The 16785-nt window shown below is 40.1% G+C and carries 19 protein-coding genes; 17 read left to right on the top strand and 2 right to left on the bottom strand.

What is annotated here, in order from left to right; translation table 11 throughout:
• Nucleotides 1-2 precede the first annotated feature (2 nt).
• From CRN97_RS04555 to CRN97_RS04520, 8 genes are all read left to right on the top strand, one after another.
• Nucleotides 3-437, top strand: a complete 435-nt coding sequence (locus tag CRN97_RS04555; protein WP_097076027.1) for a prepilin peptidase — start codon at nucleotides 3-5, stop codon at nucleotides 435-437.
• Complete coding sequence (locus CRN97_RS04550) at nucleotides 434-640, top strand: hypothetical protein (RefSeq protein ID WP_097076026.1); 207 nt, start codon at nucleotides 434-436, stop codon at nucleotides 638-640. The genes CRN97_RS04555 and CRN97_RS04550 overlap by 4 nt, the downstream gene beginning before the upstream one ends.
• A 5-nt stretch (nucleotides 641-645) precedes the next feature.
• Nucleotides 646-1776 carry a DUF6382 domain-containing protein gene (locus CRN97_RS04545; protein WP_097076025.1) on the top strand — a complete coding sequence of 377 codons (1131 nt, stop codon included), beginning with the start codon at nucleotides 646-648 and terminating at the stop codon, nucleotides 1774-1776.
• A 97-nt stretch (nucleotides 1777-1873) separates the two neighbouring features.
• Nucleotides 1874-4444, top strand: coding sequence for a preprotein translocase subunit SecA (secA, locus tag CRN97_RS04540; protein WP_097076024.1), 2571 nt, complete (start codon nucleotides 1874-1876; stop codon nucleotides 4442-4444).
• A gap of 54 nt (nucleotides 4445-4498) precedes the next feature.
• Nucleotides 4499-5293 carry a class I SAM-dependent methyltransferase gene (locus CRN97_RS04535; protein WP_097076023.1) on the top strand — a complete coding sequence of 265 codons (795 nt, stop codon included), beginning with the start codon at nucleotides 4499-4501 and terminating at the stop codon, nucleotides 5291-5293.
• An 82-nt stretch (nucleotides 5294-5375) separates the two neighbouring features.
• Nucleotides 5376-5636 (top strand): type II toxin-antitoxin system HicA family toxin, encoded by a 261-nt coding sequence (locus CRN97_RS04530; protein ID WP_033154679.1) that lies wholly within the window; start codon nucleotides 5376-5378, stop codon nucleotides 5634-5636.
• Nucleotides 5637-5642: 6 nt separating this feature from the next.
• A complete protein-coding gene (locus CRN97_RS04525) occupies nucleotides 5643-5996 on the top strand; it encodes a type II toxin-antitoxin system HicB family antitoxin (RefSeq protein WP_090481101.1) in 354 nt (117 codons plus the stop codon).
• Between the two features lie 333 nt (nucleotides 5997-6329).
• On the top strand, nucleotides 6330-7139 hold the full coding sequence (locus CRN97_RS04520; RefSeq protein ID WP_097076022.1) for a nitroreductase family protein: 810 nt from the start codon (nucleotides 6330-6332) through the stop codon (nucleotides 7137-7139).
• A gap of 4 nt (nucleotides 7140-7143) precedes the next feature.
• On the opposite strand, the gene CRN97_RS04515 is transcribed toward CRN97_RS04520, so the two are convergent.
• Nucleotides 7144-8001: an AraC family transcriptional regulator gene (locus CRN97_RS04515; RefSeq protein WP_097076021.1), complete on the bottom strand. Its 858-nt coding sequence runs from the start codon at nucleotides 7999-8001 to the stop codon at nucleotides 7144-7146.
• A 155-nt stretch (nucleotides 8002-8156) separates the two neighbouring features.
• Between CRN97_RS04515 and dapF the strand changes: the two genes are divergently transcribed.
• The 7 genes from dapF to CRN97_RS04480 all read left to right on the top strand — a co-directional run bounded on the left by dapF (nucleotide 8157) and on the right by CRN97_RS04480 (nucleotide 13859).
• A complete protein-coding gene (gene dapF / locus CRN97_RS04510) occupies nucleotides 8157-8990 on the top strand; it encodes a diaminopimelate epimerase (RefSeq protein WP_097076020.1) in 834 nt (277 codons plus the stop codon).
• Nucleotides 8991-8992: 2 nt separating this feature from the next.
• Nucleotides 8993-10465 (top strand): UDP-N-acetylmuramoyl-L-alanyl-D-glutamate--2,6-diaminopimelate ligase, encoded by a 1473-nt coding sequence (locus tag CRN97_RS04505; protein ID WP_074791483.1) that lies wholly within the window; start codon nucleotides 8993-8995, stop codon nucleotides 10463-10465.
• A complete protein-coding gene (dapA, locus tag CRN97_RS04500) occupies nucleotides 10452-11345 on the top strand; it encodes a 4-hydroxy-tetrahydrodipicolinate synthase (RefSeq protein WP_074791481.1) in 894 nt (297 codons plus the stop codon). Before CRN97_RS04505 ends, dapA begins: the two co-directional genes overlap by 14 nt.
• Nucleotides 11346-11347: 2 nt before the next feature.
• Complete coding sequence (locus CRN97_RS04495; protein WP_242961999.1) at nucleotides 11348-12019, top strand: rhomboid family intramembrane serine protease; 672 nt, start codon at nucleotides 11348-11350, stop codon at nucleotides 12017-12019.
• A gap of 3 nt (nucleotides 12020-12022) precedes the next feature.
• A complete protein-coding gene (locus tag CRN97_RS04490; RefSeq protein ID WP_097076019.1) occupies nucleotides 12023-13015 on the top strand; it encodes an SCP-2 sterol transfer family protein in 993 nt (330 codons plus the stop codon).
• 12 nt (nucleotides 13016-13027) lie between these two features.
• A complete protein-coding gene (locus CRN97_RS04485; protein WP_033152705.1) occupies nucleotides 13028-13444 on the top strand; it encodes an HIT family protein in 417 nt (138 codons plus the stop codon).
• 115 nt (nucleotides 13445-13559) lie between these two features.
• Complete coding sequence (locus CRN97_RS04480; RefSeq protein ID WP_207653198.1) at nucleotides 13560-13859, top strand: hypothetical protein; 300 nt, start codon at nucleotides 13560-13562, stop codon at nucleotides 13857-13859.
• A gap of 44 nt (nucleotides 13860-13903) precedes the next feature.
• On the opposite strand, the gene CRN97_RS04475 is transcribed toward CRN97_RS04480, so the two are convergent.
• On the bottom strand, nucleotides 13904-14968 hold the full coding sequence (locus CRN97_RS04475; protein WP_097076018.1) for an undecaprenyldiphospho-muramoylpentapeptide beta-N-acetylglucosaminyltransferase: 1065 nt from the start codon (nucleotides 14966-14968) through the stop codon (nucleotides 13904-13906).
• A gap of 152 nt (nucleotides 14969-15120) precedes the next feature.
• On the opposite strand from CRN97_RS04475, the gene CRN97_RS04470 reads away from it, so the two are divergent.
• Together CRN97_RS04470 and CRN97_RS04465 are read left to right on the top strand one after the other, a co-directional pair.
• The gene (locus CRN97_RS04470) at nucleotides 15121-15468 is read left to right on the top strand and encodes a response regulator (RefSeq protein ID WP_074791475.1); all 348 of its coding nucleotides are present in this window, start codon (nucleotides 15121-15123) and stop codon (nucleotides 15466-15468) included.
• A gap of 83 nt (nucleotides 15469-15551) precedes the next feature.
• Entirely contained in the window at nucleotides 15552-16745 is a 1194-nt protein-coding gene (locus CRN97_RS04465) for a cell wall hydrolase (protein WP_097076016.1), read from the top strand.
• The last annotated feature ends 40 nt before the right edge of the window (nucleotides 16746-16785 follow it).

Genomic DNA, 16785 nt, shown 5'->3' with positions numbered 1-16785 from the left:
AGATGGAAACAATTGGTTTGGCTTGTCTATACGGATTGACAGCAATGGATGATTTGAAAACGAAGCAGGTACGAGTAATAGAAATCATTATATTTGGAATACTAGGAATAGTGATAAATATAATTTACAAACCTCATTCGTTACTTAGCGTGTTAGGTGGAGTTGGAATAGGTCTTTTGACAATTCTGTTTAGTTACATTTCAAAAGAAAAAATCGGAATGGGAGATGCATATATTATTACGGTGACAGGCTTGTATTTAGGATTTATAGATACCGCAGTATTGCTATGGCTCAGTTCGCTATTAGCAGCAGTTACAGGATTGGTTTTAATACGTAAATACGATAATCCTAAAATGGAAATACCATTTGTGCCATTCCTTTTAATAGCCTATATAATCATGTATTTAATCCATATTTTAGGAGGAATTGTTTTATGAAGCTGAAGGGAAGCTACACTGTGGAGGCTGCATTCATAATCAGTTTTTGTTTTATATTATTTGGCATGGCTATTGGCGTTGCCTACGAATTATTTCAAATCACTTTAGAATATGTGAAATACAAAGAAGGAAACTTTGATGCGGTAAATCTATTTAGATTAAAGGAAGGGATTGTTGGAATATATCATGCTATAAAGGAGTAGAGTATATGGAAATAAGTTATGAACGAAAGCACAATGATAGCTTCATGGTGATAGATGGTAATGGGAAAAGCATTGATTATGAAAACAAAATGATTAACGCCAACCATATATCTTCATTGTTAACCATGAGCAGCTTTGCATTGGATGGAAAAGAAAAGCGTAGTTATACGATTAGTAGAAAAGAAAATCTGGAAGACTTTATCGATGCCCATGATTTAACTATAGAAATGTTGGAGCGAATCATTATCAATTTGCAGTTAGCCCTTGATGAAGTAGGAAAGTATCTTATTGATGAACAGCATATTTGGATTAGCAAAGAATCAGTGTTTTTGGAAAAATCAAATGAGAATTATAAGCTTAGTCTTTGCTATTATCCAGGAGAGTTTGGATCAGTTCAGGAACAGTTTAGACAACTGATGGAATACTTTCTTTCAAAGGCATCTCAGGCTGATAGGGAATCAGCAAAGCTATTATATATGGCATATGATTTATGCTTGAAAGATGATTACACGCTTGAGGAAATAATTGATTGTCTTCAAGATAGAGAATACAAAGAATCTTATCAGGATAACGATGAATATGTGCAGGAACCTGAAACGGAAAGACCAGAGATTTATGTAGAAAAGGTCACATTGGAGGAGGACCCTGATATGGATTACCTGACAAATTACTATGAGGAAGATGAGCCAAAAAAATCCTTTGTCGAGAAGCTTTTGTCAGCCACAAAAGGTATTATTTCAAAGAGAAAACCTGTAAAAGATGAAGAGGAGATATATACAGAGGATTTCCTTGTTGAGCCAGATTATGAGATTGAAGAAAAGACAGTTCTATTAACTGACGCAAAGGCTGTAGGAAAGCTTGTATACGATGGCAATAATAACGAGGATGACTTCATCATAAACAAAGATATTTTCAGGATTGGTTCATCAAAGAATAATGATGCCATTTTAAAGGCTCGTACAGTCAGTGGAAACCATGGGAAAATTACTAAGGAAGGGGACGATTTCTTCCTTGTAGACAACAACAGTTTAAATGGAACGTTGTTAAACGGAAATATATTGTCTTACCGTATTCCCTACAAATTAAAACCTATGGATATAATTCAATTTGCATCAGAATCCTATGTGTTTATGTAATTGGTGTAAAGTGCCAACTTTTGTTGTTAACTCCCTTTATTTTTGGTAAAATAATAAAAGTTTGTGGGATTTTCCCTAGTTAGGAGAGTTAACGAAAATGAGTATTATCGACAAGGTGTTTGGAACACACTCACAGCGCGAGTTAAGGCGCATCAATCCAATCGTAGATAAAATTGAATCATATAGAGAAGCTATGGGGGCTCTTACTGATGAAGAGCTTCGCCATAAGACAATAGAATACAAGGAGAGACTTGCTAACGGAGAGACACTTGATGACCTTCTTCCAGAGGCATACGCTACAGTTCGTGAAGCTGGTAAGCGTGCCCTTGGCATGGAGCACTTTAGAGTGCAGCTCATCGGTGGTGTTATTTTGCATCAGGGTCGTATCTCAGAGATGCGTACTGGTGAAGGTAAGACTCTTGTTTCAACACTTCCAGCATACCTTAATGCACTTGAGGGCAAGGGCGTTCACATCGTTACTGTAAACGATTACCTTGCAAAGCGTGATGCTGAGTGGATGGGTGAGGTTCATCGTTTCCTCGGCCTTACAGTTGGTGTTGTATTAAACGACATGTCAAAGGAAGAGCGTCAGGCAGCTTACAATTGTGATATCACTTATATCACAAACAACGAGCTCGGTTTCGATTATCTTCGTGACAATATGTGTGTATATGAAAAGGATTTGGTTCAGCGTGGTCTTCACTACTGTATCATCGATGAGGTTGACTCAGTTCTTATTGATGAGGCACGTACACCACTTATCATTTCCGGTCAGTCAGGAAAGTCTACAAAGCTTTATGAGCTTTGCGATGTTCTTGCTCGCCAGCTTCAGCGAGGCGAGGATCTTCCTGAGTTCTCAAAGATGGATGCCATCATGGGCGTTGAGCGTAACGAAACTGGTGACTTCATCGTAGATGAAAAGGACAAGGTAGTTAACCTTACAGCACAGGGTGTTGCAAAGGTTGAGCAGTTCTTCCACATTGAGAACCTTGCAGACCCAGAGAACCTTGAAATCCAGCACAACATCATCCTTGCACTTCGTGCTCACAACCTTATGTTTAAGGATCAGGATTACGTTGTTTCAGATGGTCAGGTAATGATCGTTGATTCATTCACAGGTCGTATCATGCCAGGTCGTCGTTATTCAGATGGTTTACATCAGGCTATCGAAGCAAAGGAGCGTGTAGAGGTTAAGCGCGAGTCTATGACTCTTGCAAGCATCACATTCCAGAGCTTCTTCAATAAATACGATAAAAAGGCAGGTATGACAGGTACTGCTCTTACAGAGGAGCAGGAGTTCCGTGATATCTACGGAATGGACGTTGTAGAGGTTCCTACAAACCGTCCAGTACAGCGTATCGATCATGATGATGCTGTTTACAAGACAAAGGCTGAAAAGTACAAGGCAGTTGTTGAGGAAGTTAAAAAGGCTCACGAAAAGGGACAGCCAGTACTTGTTGGTACTATCGATATTGATATTTCAGAGCTTGTTTCAAAGATGCTTCGTCGCGAAGGAATCGAGCATAACGTATTAAATGCAAAGTATCATGAGAAGGAAGCTGAAATCGTAGCAGAGGCTGGTAAGCATGGCGCAGTTACAATCGCTACAAACATGGCTGGTCGTGGTACAGATATTAAGCTTGATGAGGAAGCACGTGCAGCAGGCGGTCTTAAGATCATCGGTACTGAGCGTCATGAATCTCGTCGTATTGATAACCAGCTCCGTGGACGTTCAGGTCGTCAGGGAGATGTTGGTGAATCACAGTTCTTCATCTCACTTGAGGATGACCTTATGAGACTCTTCGGTTCGGATCGTCTCATCACAATGTTCAACTCTCTTGGTGTTCCAGAGGGTGAGCAGATTAAGCACAAGATGCTTTCTGATGCAATCGAAAAGGCTCAGAAGAAGATTGAGGAAAACAACTTCTCAGCTCGTAAGAACTTGCTTGATTATGATCAGGTAATGAATGAGCAGAGAGAGCTTATTTATAAGCAGCGTCGTCGTGTACTTATGGGCGAGGATATGCATGAGCAGATCATCGGCATGATTAAGGACAAGGTTGACGAATGTATCGAAAAGACTATTCCAGATGATGTTGAGACAGACCTTTGGGAGCTTCAGGAGCTTAACCACCTCCTTTGCCCAGTCATTCCAGTTCCTGTAATGACAAAGCTTTCTCTTGGTAACATCAAAGAGAAAAAGCAGCTCAAAGAAAAGCTTACAGAAATCGCACTTGATATGTACGATAAAAAGGAAAAGGAATTCGAGCAGCCAGAGCAGTTCCGTGAGGTTGAGCGAGTTATCCTTCTTAGAGTTATCGACCGCAAGTGGATGGAAGAGCTTGATGATATGGAACAGCTTCGTCAGGGTATCCGTCTTCAGGCTTATGGTAACCGTAATCCAGTTGATGAATACAAGGCAGCCAGCTACGATATGCTTGATGCAATGAACGCTGCAATCATCAATGATACACTTACAATGCTTTACAGAATCCGCATTGAAAAGAAGGTTGAGCGTGAGGAAGTAGCTAAGGTTACTGGTACAAACAAAGACGACATAGCATCTTCAGGACCAAAGGTTCGTAAGGAAAAGAAAATCTTCCCTAACGATCCATGTCCATGTGGTTCGGGATTAAAGTATAAGCAGTGTTGTGGTAGAGCAAAATAATATAAAGATTAGGGGCCTCATACGAAGTATGAGGCCCTTTTAAAAGGATTGAGTATGACAGATTTAGAAGAATACTATAACAAATTCAATGAGGACAAACGCCTGCGAAGCCGCCATGGAATTATGGAGTTTACTGTTACTATGAAGTATGTCCATAAATATTTAGATATGGTTGCAGCAGAGACTGGAAAGGACAAATCCAATATCCAGATTCTGGATATTGGAGCCGCCACAGGCGGCTACAGTATCCCTCTTTGGGAAGAGGGATACGATGTCACTGCGGTGGAATTGGTAAAGCACAACCTTGGTATGCTTAAAGCCAAGGGCACAGGTGTAAAGGCTTTCCAGGGAAATGCACTTAAGCTCAAGAGATTTGAGGATGAGTCTTTCGATTTGACACTTTTATTTGGACCGATGTATCACCTAAAAACCAGAGAAGAACAGCTTCAGGCTTTGAAAGAAGCAAAGCGTGTTACAAAGACTGGTGGATATATTCTTGTTGCGTATGTAATGAATGAATACGCCTTCCTGACCTATGGAATCAAAGAGGGACACGTCTTAGAGAATATTGCTGAGGGCAAGTTGGATGAAGCCTTCCACGTACGGCCGGGCGCTGATGATTTGTACGCGTTCATGAGGACCGAGGACATTGAAAGCTTGAATGCAGATGCTGGACTTGCCCGCGTACAAATCATATCGCCAGACGGCCCAGCTAATCATATGCGTCGCGAGGTAAATGCACTTACAGAGGAGCAGTTTGCAGCATTTATAGAGTATCAAATGGCCGTCTGCGAGCGCGCCGACTTGCTCGGCGCCAGCGCCCACACTGTAGACATATTAAAAAAGTAAAAATTATATATTATGTAATTGGGTATTTGAAAAATAAAGAAAGGATGATAAAATGTAACTAGAATTTAGTTGCATGATTCAAATGCCAAAAAAGAAAGAGTTATTAGAAAAATTATTTAGAAAACCATATCCTAAAAACTTCACAGTTAGAGATTTAGATGCTCTTATGAGTAAATGCAATTGCGATAAATTTCAGGGAGGTAGAGGTTCAAGTATAGGATATATTCATATTAAAACAGGTAGAATAGTTCAATTTGATGGGCCGCATCCAGGTAAAGAATTATATAAATATCAGATTGATATGATTAAAAAATATATAAATGATATTGGAGAAAAGGAGTAGTAGCTTATGAAATCAGATATGATGAAATATAAAGGATATCGAGCAACAGTAGGCTATGATAGCCGCGACAATATATTTATTGGAAAGGTCTTTGGGATAAAAGATTCATTGAATTTTCATGGAAGCTCAATTGAAGAATTAGAGAATTCTTTTCATGATTCTATTGATAATTATTTGGAAATATGTGAAAAATATGGAAAGGTTCCAGAAAAAGAGTTTTCAGGAACATTCAATGTAAGAACATCACCAGAGATTCATGAAAAGGCTTCAGTGTATGCAGCAGAAAATGGATGTACATTAAATCAAGTTGTCACAATGGCAATGGAATTATTCTTAAGAAAAAAGACAATGAAAATATAAAACAAAAGCAGCTAATCGACTTAGTCGATGTAGCTGCTTTTTAAATAATCTATAAATGTCATAACCTTGCCGTTTTCGCTGTCAAATAACTCTCTGAAAATGTTCATGTCAAAACCTCCTATAAACATTTTTATCAATCAACATCTATAGAATACCATGATTTCTGAAAACTTCCATTGAGAAGTTATACAAATTATACAATTCTCACAATCGCAAAATGTATATAATGCACAAAAATTGCGCACACAACCCGCTATAACATAAATCTATAACAGTTCTGATTGATTTAGCACAATTAAATAGTATAATGTAAATTAATTGGAGGTACGGTATATGTTTTTTGATGATGTAAAGAATAGAAGAAGTGTTAGAACTTTTGATGGAGAGGGATTAACTCAAGAAGAATTAAAGGATTTACAGGCTTACTCTACAAGTATTGTAAATCCATACAATATCCCAATTGAATTTGTATTTTTGAATAAGGAAGATCATGATTTATCGAGCTCAGTTCTGTCTGGTGAAAAGCATTATATTTCAGCAAAGGTCAAAAAAGGCGAAAATGCAGATGTTGCCTATGGCTATAGTTTTGAAGAATTATTAATGTATGCGGAAAGTAAAGGAATAGGTTCAGTTTGGATTGGTGGAACAATGCCAAGAGATAAATTTGAAGCTGCTTCAAATCTTCAGGCAGATGAAATTATGCCATGCATGAGTCCTATTGGATACCAGGCTGATAAAATGGGTGTTAAGGAAGTGCTTATGAGAAAAGGTGTGAAAGCTGACACAAGATTTGACTTCTCGGACCTATTCTTCAAAGGTGATTTCAACACTCCACTAACACAGGAAGAGGCAAAGGAATGTGGAATCTTTTTGGCACTTGAGGCAGTTCGCCTTGCACCATCGGCAGTAAACAAGCAGCCTTGGAGAGTGGTAGTAACTGAAAAGGGTGCACACTTCTACGAAAAGAAGGACCGCGGCTACGACAATGGCACATATGATTTGCAGAAAGTAGATTTAGGCATTGCCATGTATCATTTTGAAAACCAGTGTCGCGAAGAAGGAAAGCAGCTTACATTTAAGCTTGTAGATCCAGGAATTGCTATCCCAGAAAAAACAGAATATATTGCAAGCTACTTATTCTAATAGATTAAAATGACAGCGAGGCCTGTGACATAGCCTTTTTCTTAGGGCTAGTGCCATAGGTCTTTTTGTATGCCCTAAGGAATGTGGAGTAGGTACCAAAACCGGCCTGCTCGGCAGCTTCCACGATAGCAACACCAGAATTAATCAGCGATTGAGCTAATGACAGTCGCTTAATTGAAATATAGTTTCCTATGGTGTATCCAGTTTCATCCTTGAACGTGTGCATCAAATAATATCGTGAAAGGTAAAATTGCCCCGCGATTGCATCCACAGACAAATCCTCAGCCAGGTGTTCGTTAATATAATGGATAATCTCTCCGATTTTTGACCCAGCATAATTAGTAGAAATATATTCCACCTCATCGCCGATTGCTGCTCTGTTAAGCTCAATCATGAATTCCAAAAATAGCACCTGCATAAAAAGCTCGTTGGCATAATCATCATTACCAAGATTTGCAGTAAGCTTTCCAACAGCAGCGGCAACCTTTGAATTCTTAAAAGAGTGAAGTCTCAATACATGAGAGCCTTTTTCCATTGCATTTCTAAAGCAATAAGACAAATCATTTCCCTCACGGCTGTATTCTGCCAAAAACTCCTTCGAAATATAAATGATGATTCTTTCATAAGGAGAATCATCGTGAAAAATAGGGCGATGAACCTCGCCTGCACTGACAAACACAATATCATCAGCCTGCAGATCAAAAGTCTGGCCCTCGATAGAATATGAAGTATTCCCAGATAAATGAATGAGCACTTTATGGAAATCGTGATAGTGAAAATCTATCTCGCCCAAATTGGAATCTACAAGATGAAAAATCTTGAAATTATCGTATAAATAACCCTTCTTTGAGTATCTATCCATGGGTAACCTCCTTTGAAATCTTAAATATATTATATAACCATCAGCACTATTTGCAATAATTTAAGCACAAAGCAGCATTATAATATTAAAAAGTGCGGAGTATACTTGTGGTATGATAGAAACAGTACAGTTAACTAGTTTCGAAAGGACAACCTATGAAATTTACAAAAATGCATGGCTGCGGTAACGACTACGTTTATGTAAACCTTTTTGAGGAGCAGCTTGATAACCCAGCAGAAGTTTCTATTAAAGTTAGCGACAGACATTTCGGAATCGGTTCAGACGGTCTCATCACAATTGGTCCATCTGACAAGGCAGATTTCAGAATGCACATATATAACGCTGATGGTTCAGAGGCAGAGATGTGTGGCAACGGAATTCGTTGCGTTGCTAAATATGTCTACGACCACAAGCTTACAGACAAAACAGAAATCACAGTGGAGACAGGAGCCGGAGTTCTTACTCTTATCCTTTATCCAGAGAATGGCAAGGTTCAGCAGGTTCGTGTAGATATGGGTGAGCCAATTCTTACATCTGCAGACATCCCAGTGGTTTCTCAGAATGACAAGGTCATCGATGAACCAATCGAAGTTGGCGGCAAGACCTGGAACATGACATGCGTTTCTATGGGAAACCCACATGCAGTTGTTTTCGTAGATGACACGGCAAGCTTCCCACTTGAGACATACGGTCCACTTTTTGAAAATCATGAAAGATTTCCGAAGCGCACCAACACAGAGTTTGTTCAAGTTATTAGTCGCACAGAAGCTAATATGCGAGTTTGGGAGCGAGGCAGCGCAGAGACATGGGCATGCGGCACAGGAACATGCGCCACTGTTATGGCGTGCATCCTTAACGGAAAGACAGAAGACAAAGTATTAGTTCACCTGAGAGGTGGCGACCTTACTATAGAATACGACCGCGCAAGCAATCACGTATTCATGACAGGTCCAGCAACCGAGGTATTTTCAGGAGAAATAGAGGTATAAAAATGAAATTAACAACTCTTTTAGAAGAATTAGACTATGAGTTATTCGCAGGAGAATTAGACCGCGAAATATCTACACTTACATACGACTCAAGAAAAGTAGAAAAGGATTCAGTGTTTGTCTGCATCTCAGGTACAGTTAGAGATGCCCACGATTTCATCCCTGATGTAATCGAAAAGGGAGCAGGCACAATCATTATCGAAAAAGATGTTGAAACAGTTCCAGGTGTTACTTACATCAAAGTAAAGAACAGCCGTCAGGCCCTTGCAATCCTTTCAGCTGCATATTTCGGTCATCCGGCAAAGGAGCTTAAGACTATCGGTATCACCGGAACAAAGGGCAAGACAACTACCACATACATGGTAAAGTCAATCCTTGAAAAGGCTGGTATCAAGACAGGCCTTATTGGCACAATTGAGTCTATTGTTGGTGAGGAGCGTATCCCAGCTGTAAACACAACACCAGAGTCTTACAGAGTTCAGGAGCTTTTCAGACAGATGGTAGATGCTGGTCTTGATGCTGTTGTTATGGAAGTAAGCTCACAGGCGCTAATGCTTCACAGAGTTTCAGGTTTCACTTTTGATATTGGTGTATTTACAAACCTTGAGCCAGATCACATTGGTGAGAATGAGCACAAGGATTTTGAGGACTATATGCACTGCAAGAGCCTTCTTTTCCAGCAGTGTAAGGTTGGTATCTTCAACGGAGATAGCGAGCACATCGATGGTATCCTTAAGGGCCACACTTGCGATGTTGTTAAATATGGCTACGGCAAGGACAACGACCTTATAGCAGAAAATGTTGAGCTTCTCAAGGAGCACGGCGCTCTTGGAGTTAAGTACCACATCGCAGGCAAGGAAAACATGGATGTTGAGGTAAATGTGCCAGGAACATTCTCTGTTTACAACTCACTTACAGCAGTTGCAATCTGCAAGCAGTTTGATGTTGCAGAGGATAAAATCAAGGCAGCTCTCAAGGATGTTCATGTAAAGGGACGTATCGAGCTTGTTCCAGTTTCAAAGAAATTTACAGTCATGATTGACTATGCACATAATGCAATGGCCTTGGACAGCCTTCTCACAACTTTAAAGGCTTATGAGCCAGGCAGATTGGTATGCCTCTTTGGCTGTGGTGGAAACCGTGCAAAGAGCCGTCGTTATGAAATGGGAGAGGTAAGCTCAAAGCTTGCTGATCTTACAGTTGTCACATCAGACAACCCTCGTAACGAGGAGCCAATGGACATTATCAACGACATCTTAATCGGCGTTAAAAAGGCTGATGGAGAATACGTAACAATCCCTGACCGCAAGGAAGCAATCCGCTATTGCCTTGTAAACGCAAAAGAAGGGGATATTGTGGTACTTGCAGGTAAGGGCCACGAGGATTATCAGGAAATTAAGGGTGTTAAGCACCACATGGATGAGCGCGAGCTTATCGCAGAGATTATTAAGGAGGATGGACATGACATTATTTAAGGGAGCTGGAGTAGCACTAATCACTCCATTTAACGAAGATGATACCGTAAATTATGACATGCTCGGAACTTTAATTGATAGACAGATTGAAGGCCATACAGATGCAATCGTTGTGTGCGGTACAACAGGCGAGCCAGCCACAATGACTGAGGAAGAAAAGCTTTCAGTTATAGATTTTACAGTAAAACGTGTTAATCATAGAATTCCTGTTATTGCAGGCGCAGGAGCCAATTCTACAAAGCTTGTTATCGATTTTTCAAAGAAGCTTGAAAAGCTTGGTGTAGATGGTCTTCTTATTGTTACACCTTTCTACAACAAGGCTACACAGCAGGGCTTGTACGAGCACTACACAGCAATCGCTCATGAGGTAAAACTTCCAATCATCATGTACAACGTACCTAGCCGTACAGGATGCAACATCCAGCCAGAAACAGCTATGCGTCTTGGCCTTGAGAATTCAAATATCGTAGGAATCAAGGAAGCAAGTGGAGATATTTCTCAGATTACAAAGCTTGCCAGCCTCTGCAGAGGATGCCTTGATATCTATTCAGGAAATGATGACCAGGTTATTCCAATTCTTTCACTTGGTGGAATCGGAGTAATTTCCGTACTTTCAAATGTTGCACCACAGGGTACACATGACATGGTTATGGAATACCTCAATGGCAACGAAGAAAAGGCCAGAAGATTACAGCTTGATTACCTCGAGCTAGTGGATGCATTGTTCTGTGAAGTAAATCCAATCCCTGTTAAATCCACAATGAATATGTTAGGATTTAATGTAGGAAGCCTTAGACTTCCACTTACGGAGATGGAGGAAGAGCACAAAGTGGCTATGAGTAAGCTCTTGCACAGAATGCCACAGGAAATGCTAGCATAGTTTTGAGGGACGAGTATTTTAATCCAAAGGAAACACCAATAACATATATATTGGTAGCTATAAATATCATTACATTCGTAGTGTTGGAAATCATGGGGGACACTACGGATGGTTTATTCATGCTGTTAAATGGTGCCATGAACCCAAACAAAGTACTTGCGGAGGGGGAGTGGTATCGTCTTCTTACAGCTACATTCATGCATTTTGGAATTGAACATTTGATGAATAACATGCTGCTTTTATTCTTGCTTGGTCAGATTTTTGAGCGAGCAGTAGGGCCAGTGCGTTATTTAGGAATTTATTTAGGGTCAGGACTTACTGGCTCTTTTTTGTCATTCTTTTTTATGTGTTTGATGGGAAAAAATGATATTGTGGCGGGAGCATCTGGTGGAATATTTGGAATAATTGGTGGAATGCTTATCGTTATTCTTGTACACAAAGGGAAATATAAAGGAATAAGCACCAAGAGAATGCTGATTATGGCAGGACTTACCCTCTATTTCGGGTTTGCCTACGCTGGAACAGATAATGTAGGTCACCTGGGAGGACTTACTTCAGGCATAATCATTACATTCTTTACCTACGGAATTCCTACATTAATAAAGGGGCCACACGTTGATTTTGAGTTCGAAAAAAATTATACTTTAAAACAGGATGATATCAATGAGGAATGATGTATGAAAGTTAATATCTATTACGGCGGAAGAGGCCTTTTGGAGGACCCAACTTTATATGTAATTAACAAAATGGAGCAGGTTTTAACCGAGCTACAGGTTGAGGTTCGCCTTTACAATATTTACGAACAAAAGAATGCAATCTCTATGCTTCCACAGACACTTAAGGATGCAGATGGAATCATTCTTGCAACCACAGTGGAATGGCTTGGAATTGGTGGCTATATGAACCAGTTTTTGGACGCATGTTGGCTGTATGCTGATAAATCAGCCCTTGCGACCACATATATGCAGCCAGTTGTAATGTCTACAACATATGGCGAGCGCGAGGCTATGGTTACCCTTGAAAATGCGTGGGAGATTCTTGGTGGGTTGCCATGTTCTGGCTTCTGCGGATACGTAGAGGATCTTAAAGAATTCAGAGAAAATGCGGAATATGCACACATCATCGAAAAGAAAGTAGAGACACTTTACCGCACAATTTCACAGCATACAAAGGGATTGCCAACCAGCAATCAGGCTGTCACACGAAGCATTCTTAGAACAGCGCAGCTTGAGCTTTCTCCACAGGAATCAGAGCAGCTTTCAAAGTTTGTATCTGACGATGAATATGTTCAGACACAGAAGGCAGACATCGCCGATCTTACAAGCATGTTCAGAGATATGATGGGGCAGAAGCAGGAAGACAGCACTAATGAATACATAAATGATTTCAAGGTTCACTTTAGAGGTAATCCTGAATTCTACGCAAAATATCTATTTATGGTCGAGGGGAAGAGTCAGCCATTATTTATGAATGTAATGGGTGAGCAGCTTGAATGTCACTACGGCAAAGAGGACAATATCGATGTTTACATGAAGCTTTCCGGCTCAATCATGGACAATATCGTAGCAGGCCGTGAAACATTCCAGCGTGCATTTTCAGTAGGGGATATGACAGCAAAGGGTAATTTCAGAACCCTTCGCATGCTTGATGAAATATTCAATTTTAGCTAGGAGGATAATGTAATGAAGGACAACAATTGTATTTTCTGTAAGTTGGCAAATGGAGATATTCCAACAAATTCTATTTTTGAGGATAATGATTTTAAGGTAATTTTGGATGCAGATCCTGCTACAAAAGGACATGCACTTATCCTTCCAAAGAATCACTTTGCAAACCTTCTTGAGGCAGATGATGATGTGCTTGAAAAGGCATTACCACTTGCTAAAAAAGTAGCAAATAAAATGAAGGCAGAACTTGGCTGCGCTGGCGTAAATATCGTACAAAACAATGGTGAGGCAGCAGGCCAGACAGTACATCATTTACACATCCACATCATCCCAAGATATGAGGATGATCCTGATAAAACAATTTGCGGTTGGAGCCATCAGTCATTTACTGAAGAAGAGACTGCAGAGGTTGTAAAGAAGCTTTCATTATAAAATAATAGTGAAAAAAATTATTTTAAAAAGATTTAACTAATCTCTTGACTCTGAAAGTTAAGAAATTTATAATTTACTGGTATGTTAATTTCATAACAAAAAGGAGAGAAGAGATATGGACAACAATGTGAATTTTGACCCAATGACAGGTCAGCCAGTTAATCAGCAGCCTGTATACCAGCAGCCTGTAGTTGATGAGACAGTTGGTGTAGGTGAGTGGATGCTTACAACACTTCTTTGCTGTATTCCAATCGTAAACATCGTTTTGATGTTTGTTTGGTCATTCAGCAACAACACAAAGCCATCTAAGAAGAACTGGGCTAGGGCTGCACTTATCTGGGTAGCTATCGTGTTAGTACTTTACATCATTTTGATTGCTGTTTTCGGAGCTGCAATCGCTTCATCATTGTACTAAGATAAAAATAGGAGCAGGTACTTAATGTACCGGCTCCTTTCTTTTTACTTATTTATATCTGTTATAAGCTTTAAAATAGTGCTATTAGCATCCAGCAAATGGCTTGATGCCATGGTTTCTTTTATAGAATCTCTTCTATCATAAACATCCTTTACAGCATTAATAAGAATCTCTGATGTTAGTTCCTCCTCCTGAAGAACTGTTGAAAATCCCTGTTTCTTGTAGCTTTCTGCGTTAAGAATCTGGTCTCCACGACTGGCAGCAGCTGAAAGTGGAATAAGGATGTTTGGAATCTTTAAAGCAAGAATCTCGCAAATTGAGTTTGCACCTGCACGGCTTATCATCAAATCTGTCATAGCGAACACATCGTTTAATTGTTCACTGACAAACTCATATTGTTGATAGCCTGCCTTGCCTTCCAAATCCTTGTTGATATTTCCCTTACCAACCAAATGAACAATCTGAAAATCAGAAAGTAAAGTATCAAGTGATTCCCAAACAGCATTGTTTATAAAACGGGAACCGATGCTTCCACCCATAATTAAGATAACTGGCTTGTCGGCAGTAAATCCTGTGAACTCAAGGCCCTTTTCCTTTGAGCCTGTGAAAAGCTCTCGGCGAATAGGCGAGCCAGTGTGAACTGCTTTGCCTTCTGGAAGATACTGAAGTGTTTCAGGAAAGTTGCAGCACACTTTTGTAGCAAATGGAATAGCAAGCTTGTTGGCAAGTCCTGGAGTCATATCAGACTCATGAATAATAGAAGGAACATGCTGACGAGCAGCCGCCATAACAACTGGTACAGAAACAAATCCACCTTTTGAGAACACAACATCTGGCTGAATGTGCTTGAGCAATTGATTTGCCTCGGAAAAGCCTTTGATTACTCTGAAAGGATCAGTGAAGTTCTTCCAGTCGTGATATCTGCGAAGCTTACCAGATGAAATACCATAGTAAGTGATACCAGCATTTTCTACCAATTTCTTTTCGATTCCAGTGTATGAACCGATGTAGTAGATTTCATAGCCCTGCTCCTTGAGAAGAGGAGCCAAAGCAAGGTTTGGTGTGACATGACCAGCGGTGCCTCCGCCTGTCATTACTATCTTTTTCATATAGAACCTCTTATATAAATATAAAGTATTTTTATTTGAACATTTACATGATAACAATCGTGAATTAAAAGTCAAATAATAGTACAATCCTGCGAAAATACATGGTAGAATTAGTTATGGAGAATAACTATTATGAAAAAGGGGAATGGCGTATGAAAGTACTAATTGTTGATGACGAGCTTTTTGCAAGACGCACTTTGGAAAGAATCCTTTCAGATGATGCAGAAATAATCGAAGCTAAAGATTGTTATGACGCGTACACTATGTATGAAGTATTTCATCCTGATGTTGTGATTACAGATATCATGATGAAGGGCGGAATCGGCGGAGATTGGCTGATTGATAAACTCCTTCAGCTTGATGAGCACGCCAAAATCATAGTTTGCTCAGGCAGACAAAAGACAGATTTGCTTAAATATAAGCTTATGGGAGCGAAGTATTGCATCCAAAAACCAATCAAATATCAAGAGCTTTGGGACTGTATTGATGCCGTAATTTGACAAAAAAATGTAAGAATGTTATATTAGCCTTCGTAACAAAGTTGTAATAAATAGAATTTTTTTGTAAAAAACAACGGAGGCTTATGGTTAAATTTAGCAATTATCTTGCTGCAGCGTACGATAAAAATAGAAAGTATATCAATAAACGTACTATGCAGTCAGGAGCTCTTGCAGTAGCATTGATGCTCTTATTTACAGGCGCATACACAGGCGCACCTGAGGAAGAGGTTTCTACTACAGCTGTAGAAGTTCAGCCAGCTAGCACAGCAGGTGTATTCTCAGCAGTATCATCAATGGAGCTCACAGCAGGAGATTCAAGTCTGGTTTATGCATCAGCGGATGTTACAGTGGTTGCGTCTACAACAGATCAGGTTGAACCTGATTTAGAAAATGAATACGATGAGTGGGCAGACAAGGTTATGGCACAGGTTGACGATTATCTTTCTATTCGTTCAGAAGCCAGCTCAGATGCAGAAGTTATTGGAAAGCTTCGTTCTGGCGATGTTGCTACACTCGTAGATGTTTTTGACGGATGGTACGAAATCGAGTCAGGTAATGCACACGGATTTGTATCAGCAGATTTCTGTGTGACAGGCATCGAAGCTTACGAGCTTGCAATGGATGTATGTGATACATACGCTACAACAGATGTAGCAGGACTTCGCATTCGTAGCGAAGCTTCAGAGGATTCTAGCATCCTCAAGGTTGTTTCTAAGGGAACAAAGCTTACAGTTAATTCTGATGCAGAGGTAGTTGATGGCTGGGTAGCAGTTACATCAGCAGGCGTATCAGGATATGTTAAGGCAGAGTATGTCCAGGTGGACATGGTTACTGGCGAAGCTATCACTCTTGAAGAAGAGGCAGAGGCTAAGGCTGCAGCAGAAGAAGCAGCACGTCAGGCAAAGGAGGCAGCAGCTGCTGCCGCTGCAGCAAATCAAAGCATTATTGATTCTGCAGACGATGTTACTCTTCTTGCAGCAATCATCCAGATTGAAGCAGGAAACGAGATTTACGAGGGCCAGGTTGCAGTTGGTTCTGTTGTTATGAACAGAGTTCGCAGTGGTTCTTATGCAAACACAATCAGCGGAGTTATTTTCGCAAAGGGACAGTTTGCAACTTCACGTATGTCATCAGTTATCTCAAAGGGACCAAAGGCTTCTTGTATTCAGGCAGCTTACGATGCCCTTGCAGGTGTTGATACAACAGGTGGCGCAACACACTTTAGACGCGCAGGTTCAAAAGATGGACTTATCATTGGTAACCACGTTTTCTACTAGTTTTAAATATATTGATAATGATGCAAAAAATCGAGCTCTT

Origin of the sequence: Pseudobutyrivibrio ruminis DSM 9787 (assembly GCF_900218035.1) — a bacterium.
Lineage (GTDB): Bacteria > Bacillota > Clostridia > Lachnospirales > Lachnospiraceae > Pseudobutyrivibrio > Pseudobutyrivibrio ruminis.
The sequence above is the reverse complement of the archived record's forward strand: the minus strand, read 5'-3'. Positions and strand labels throughout refer to the sequence as shown.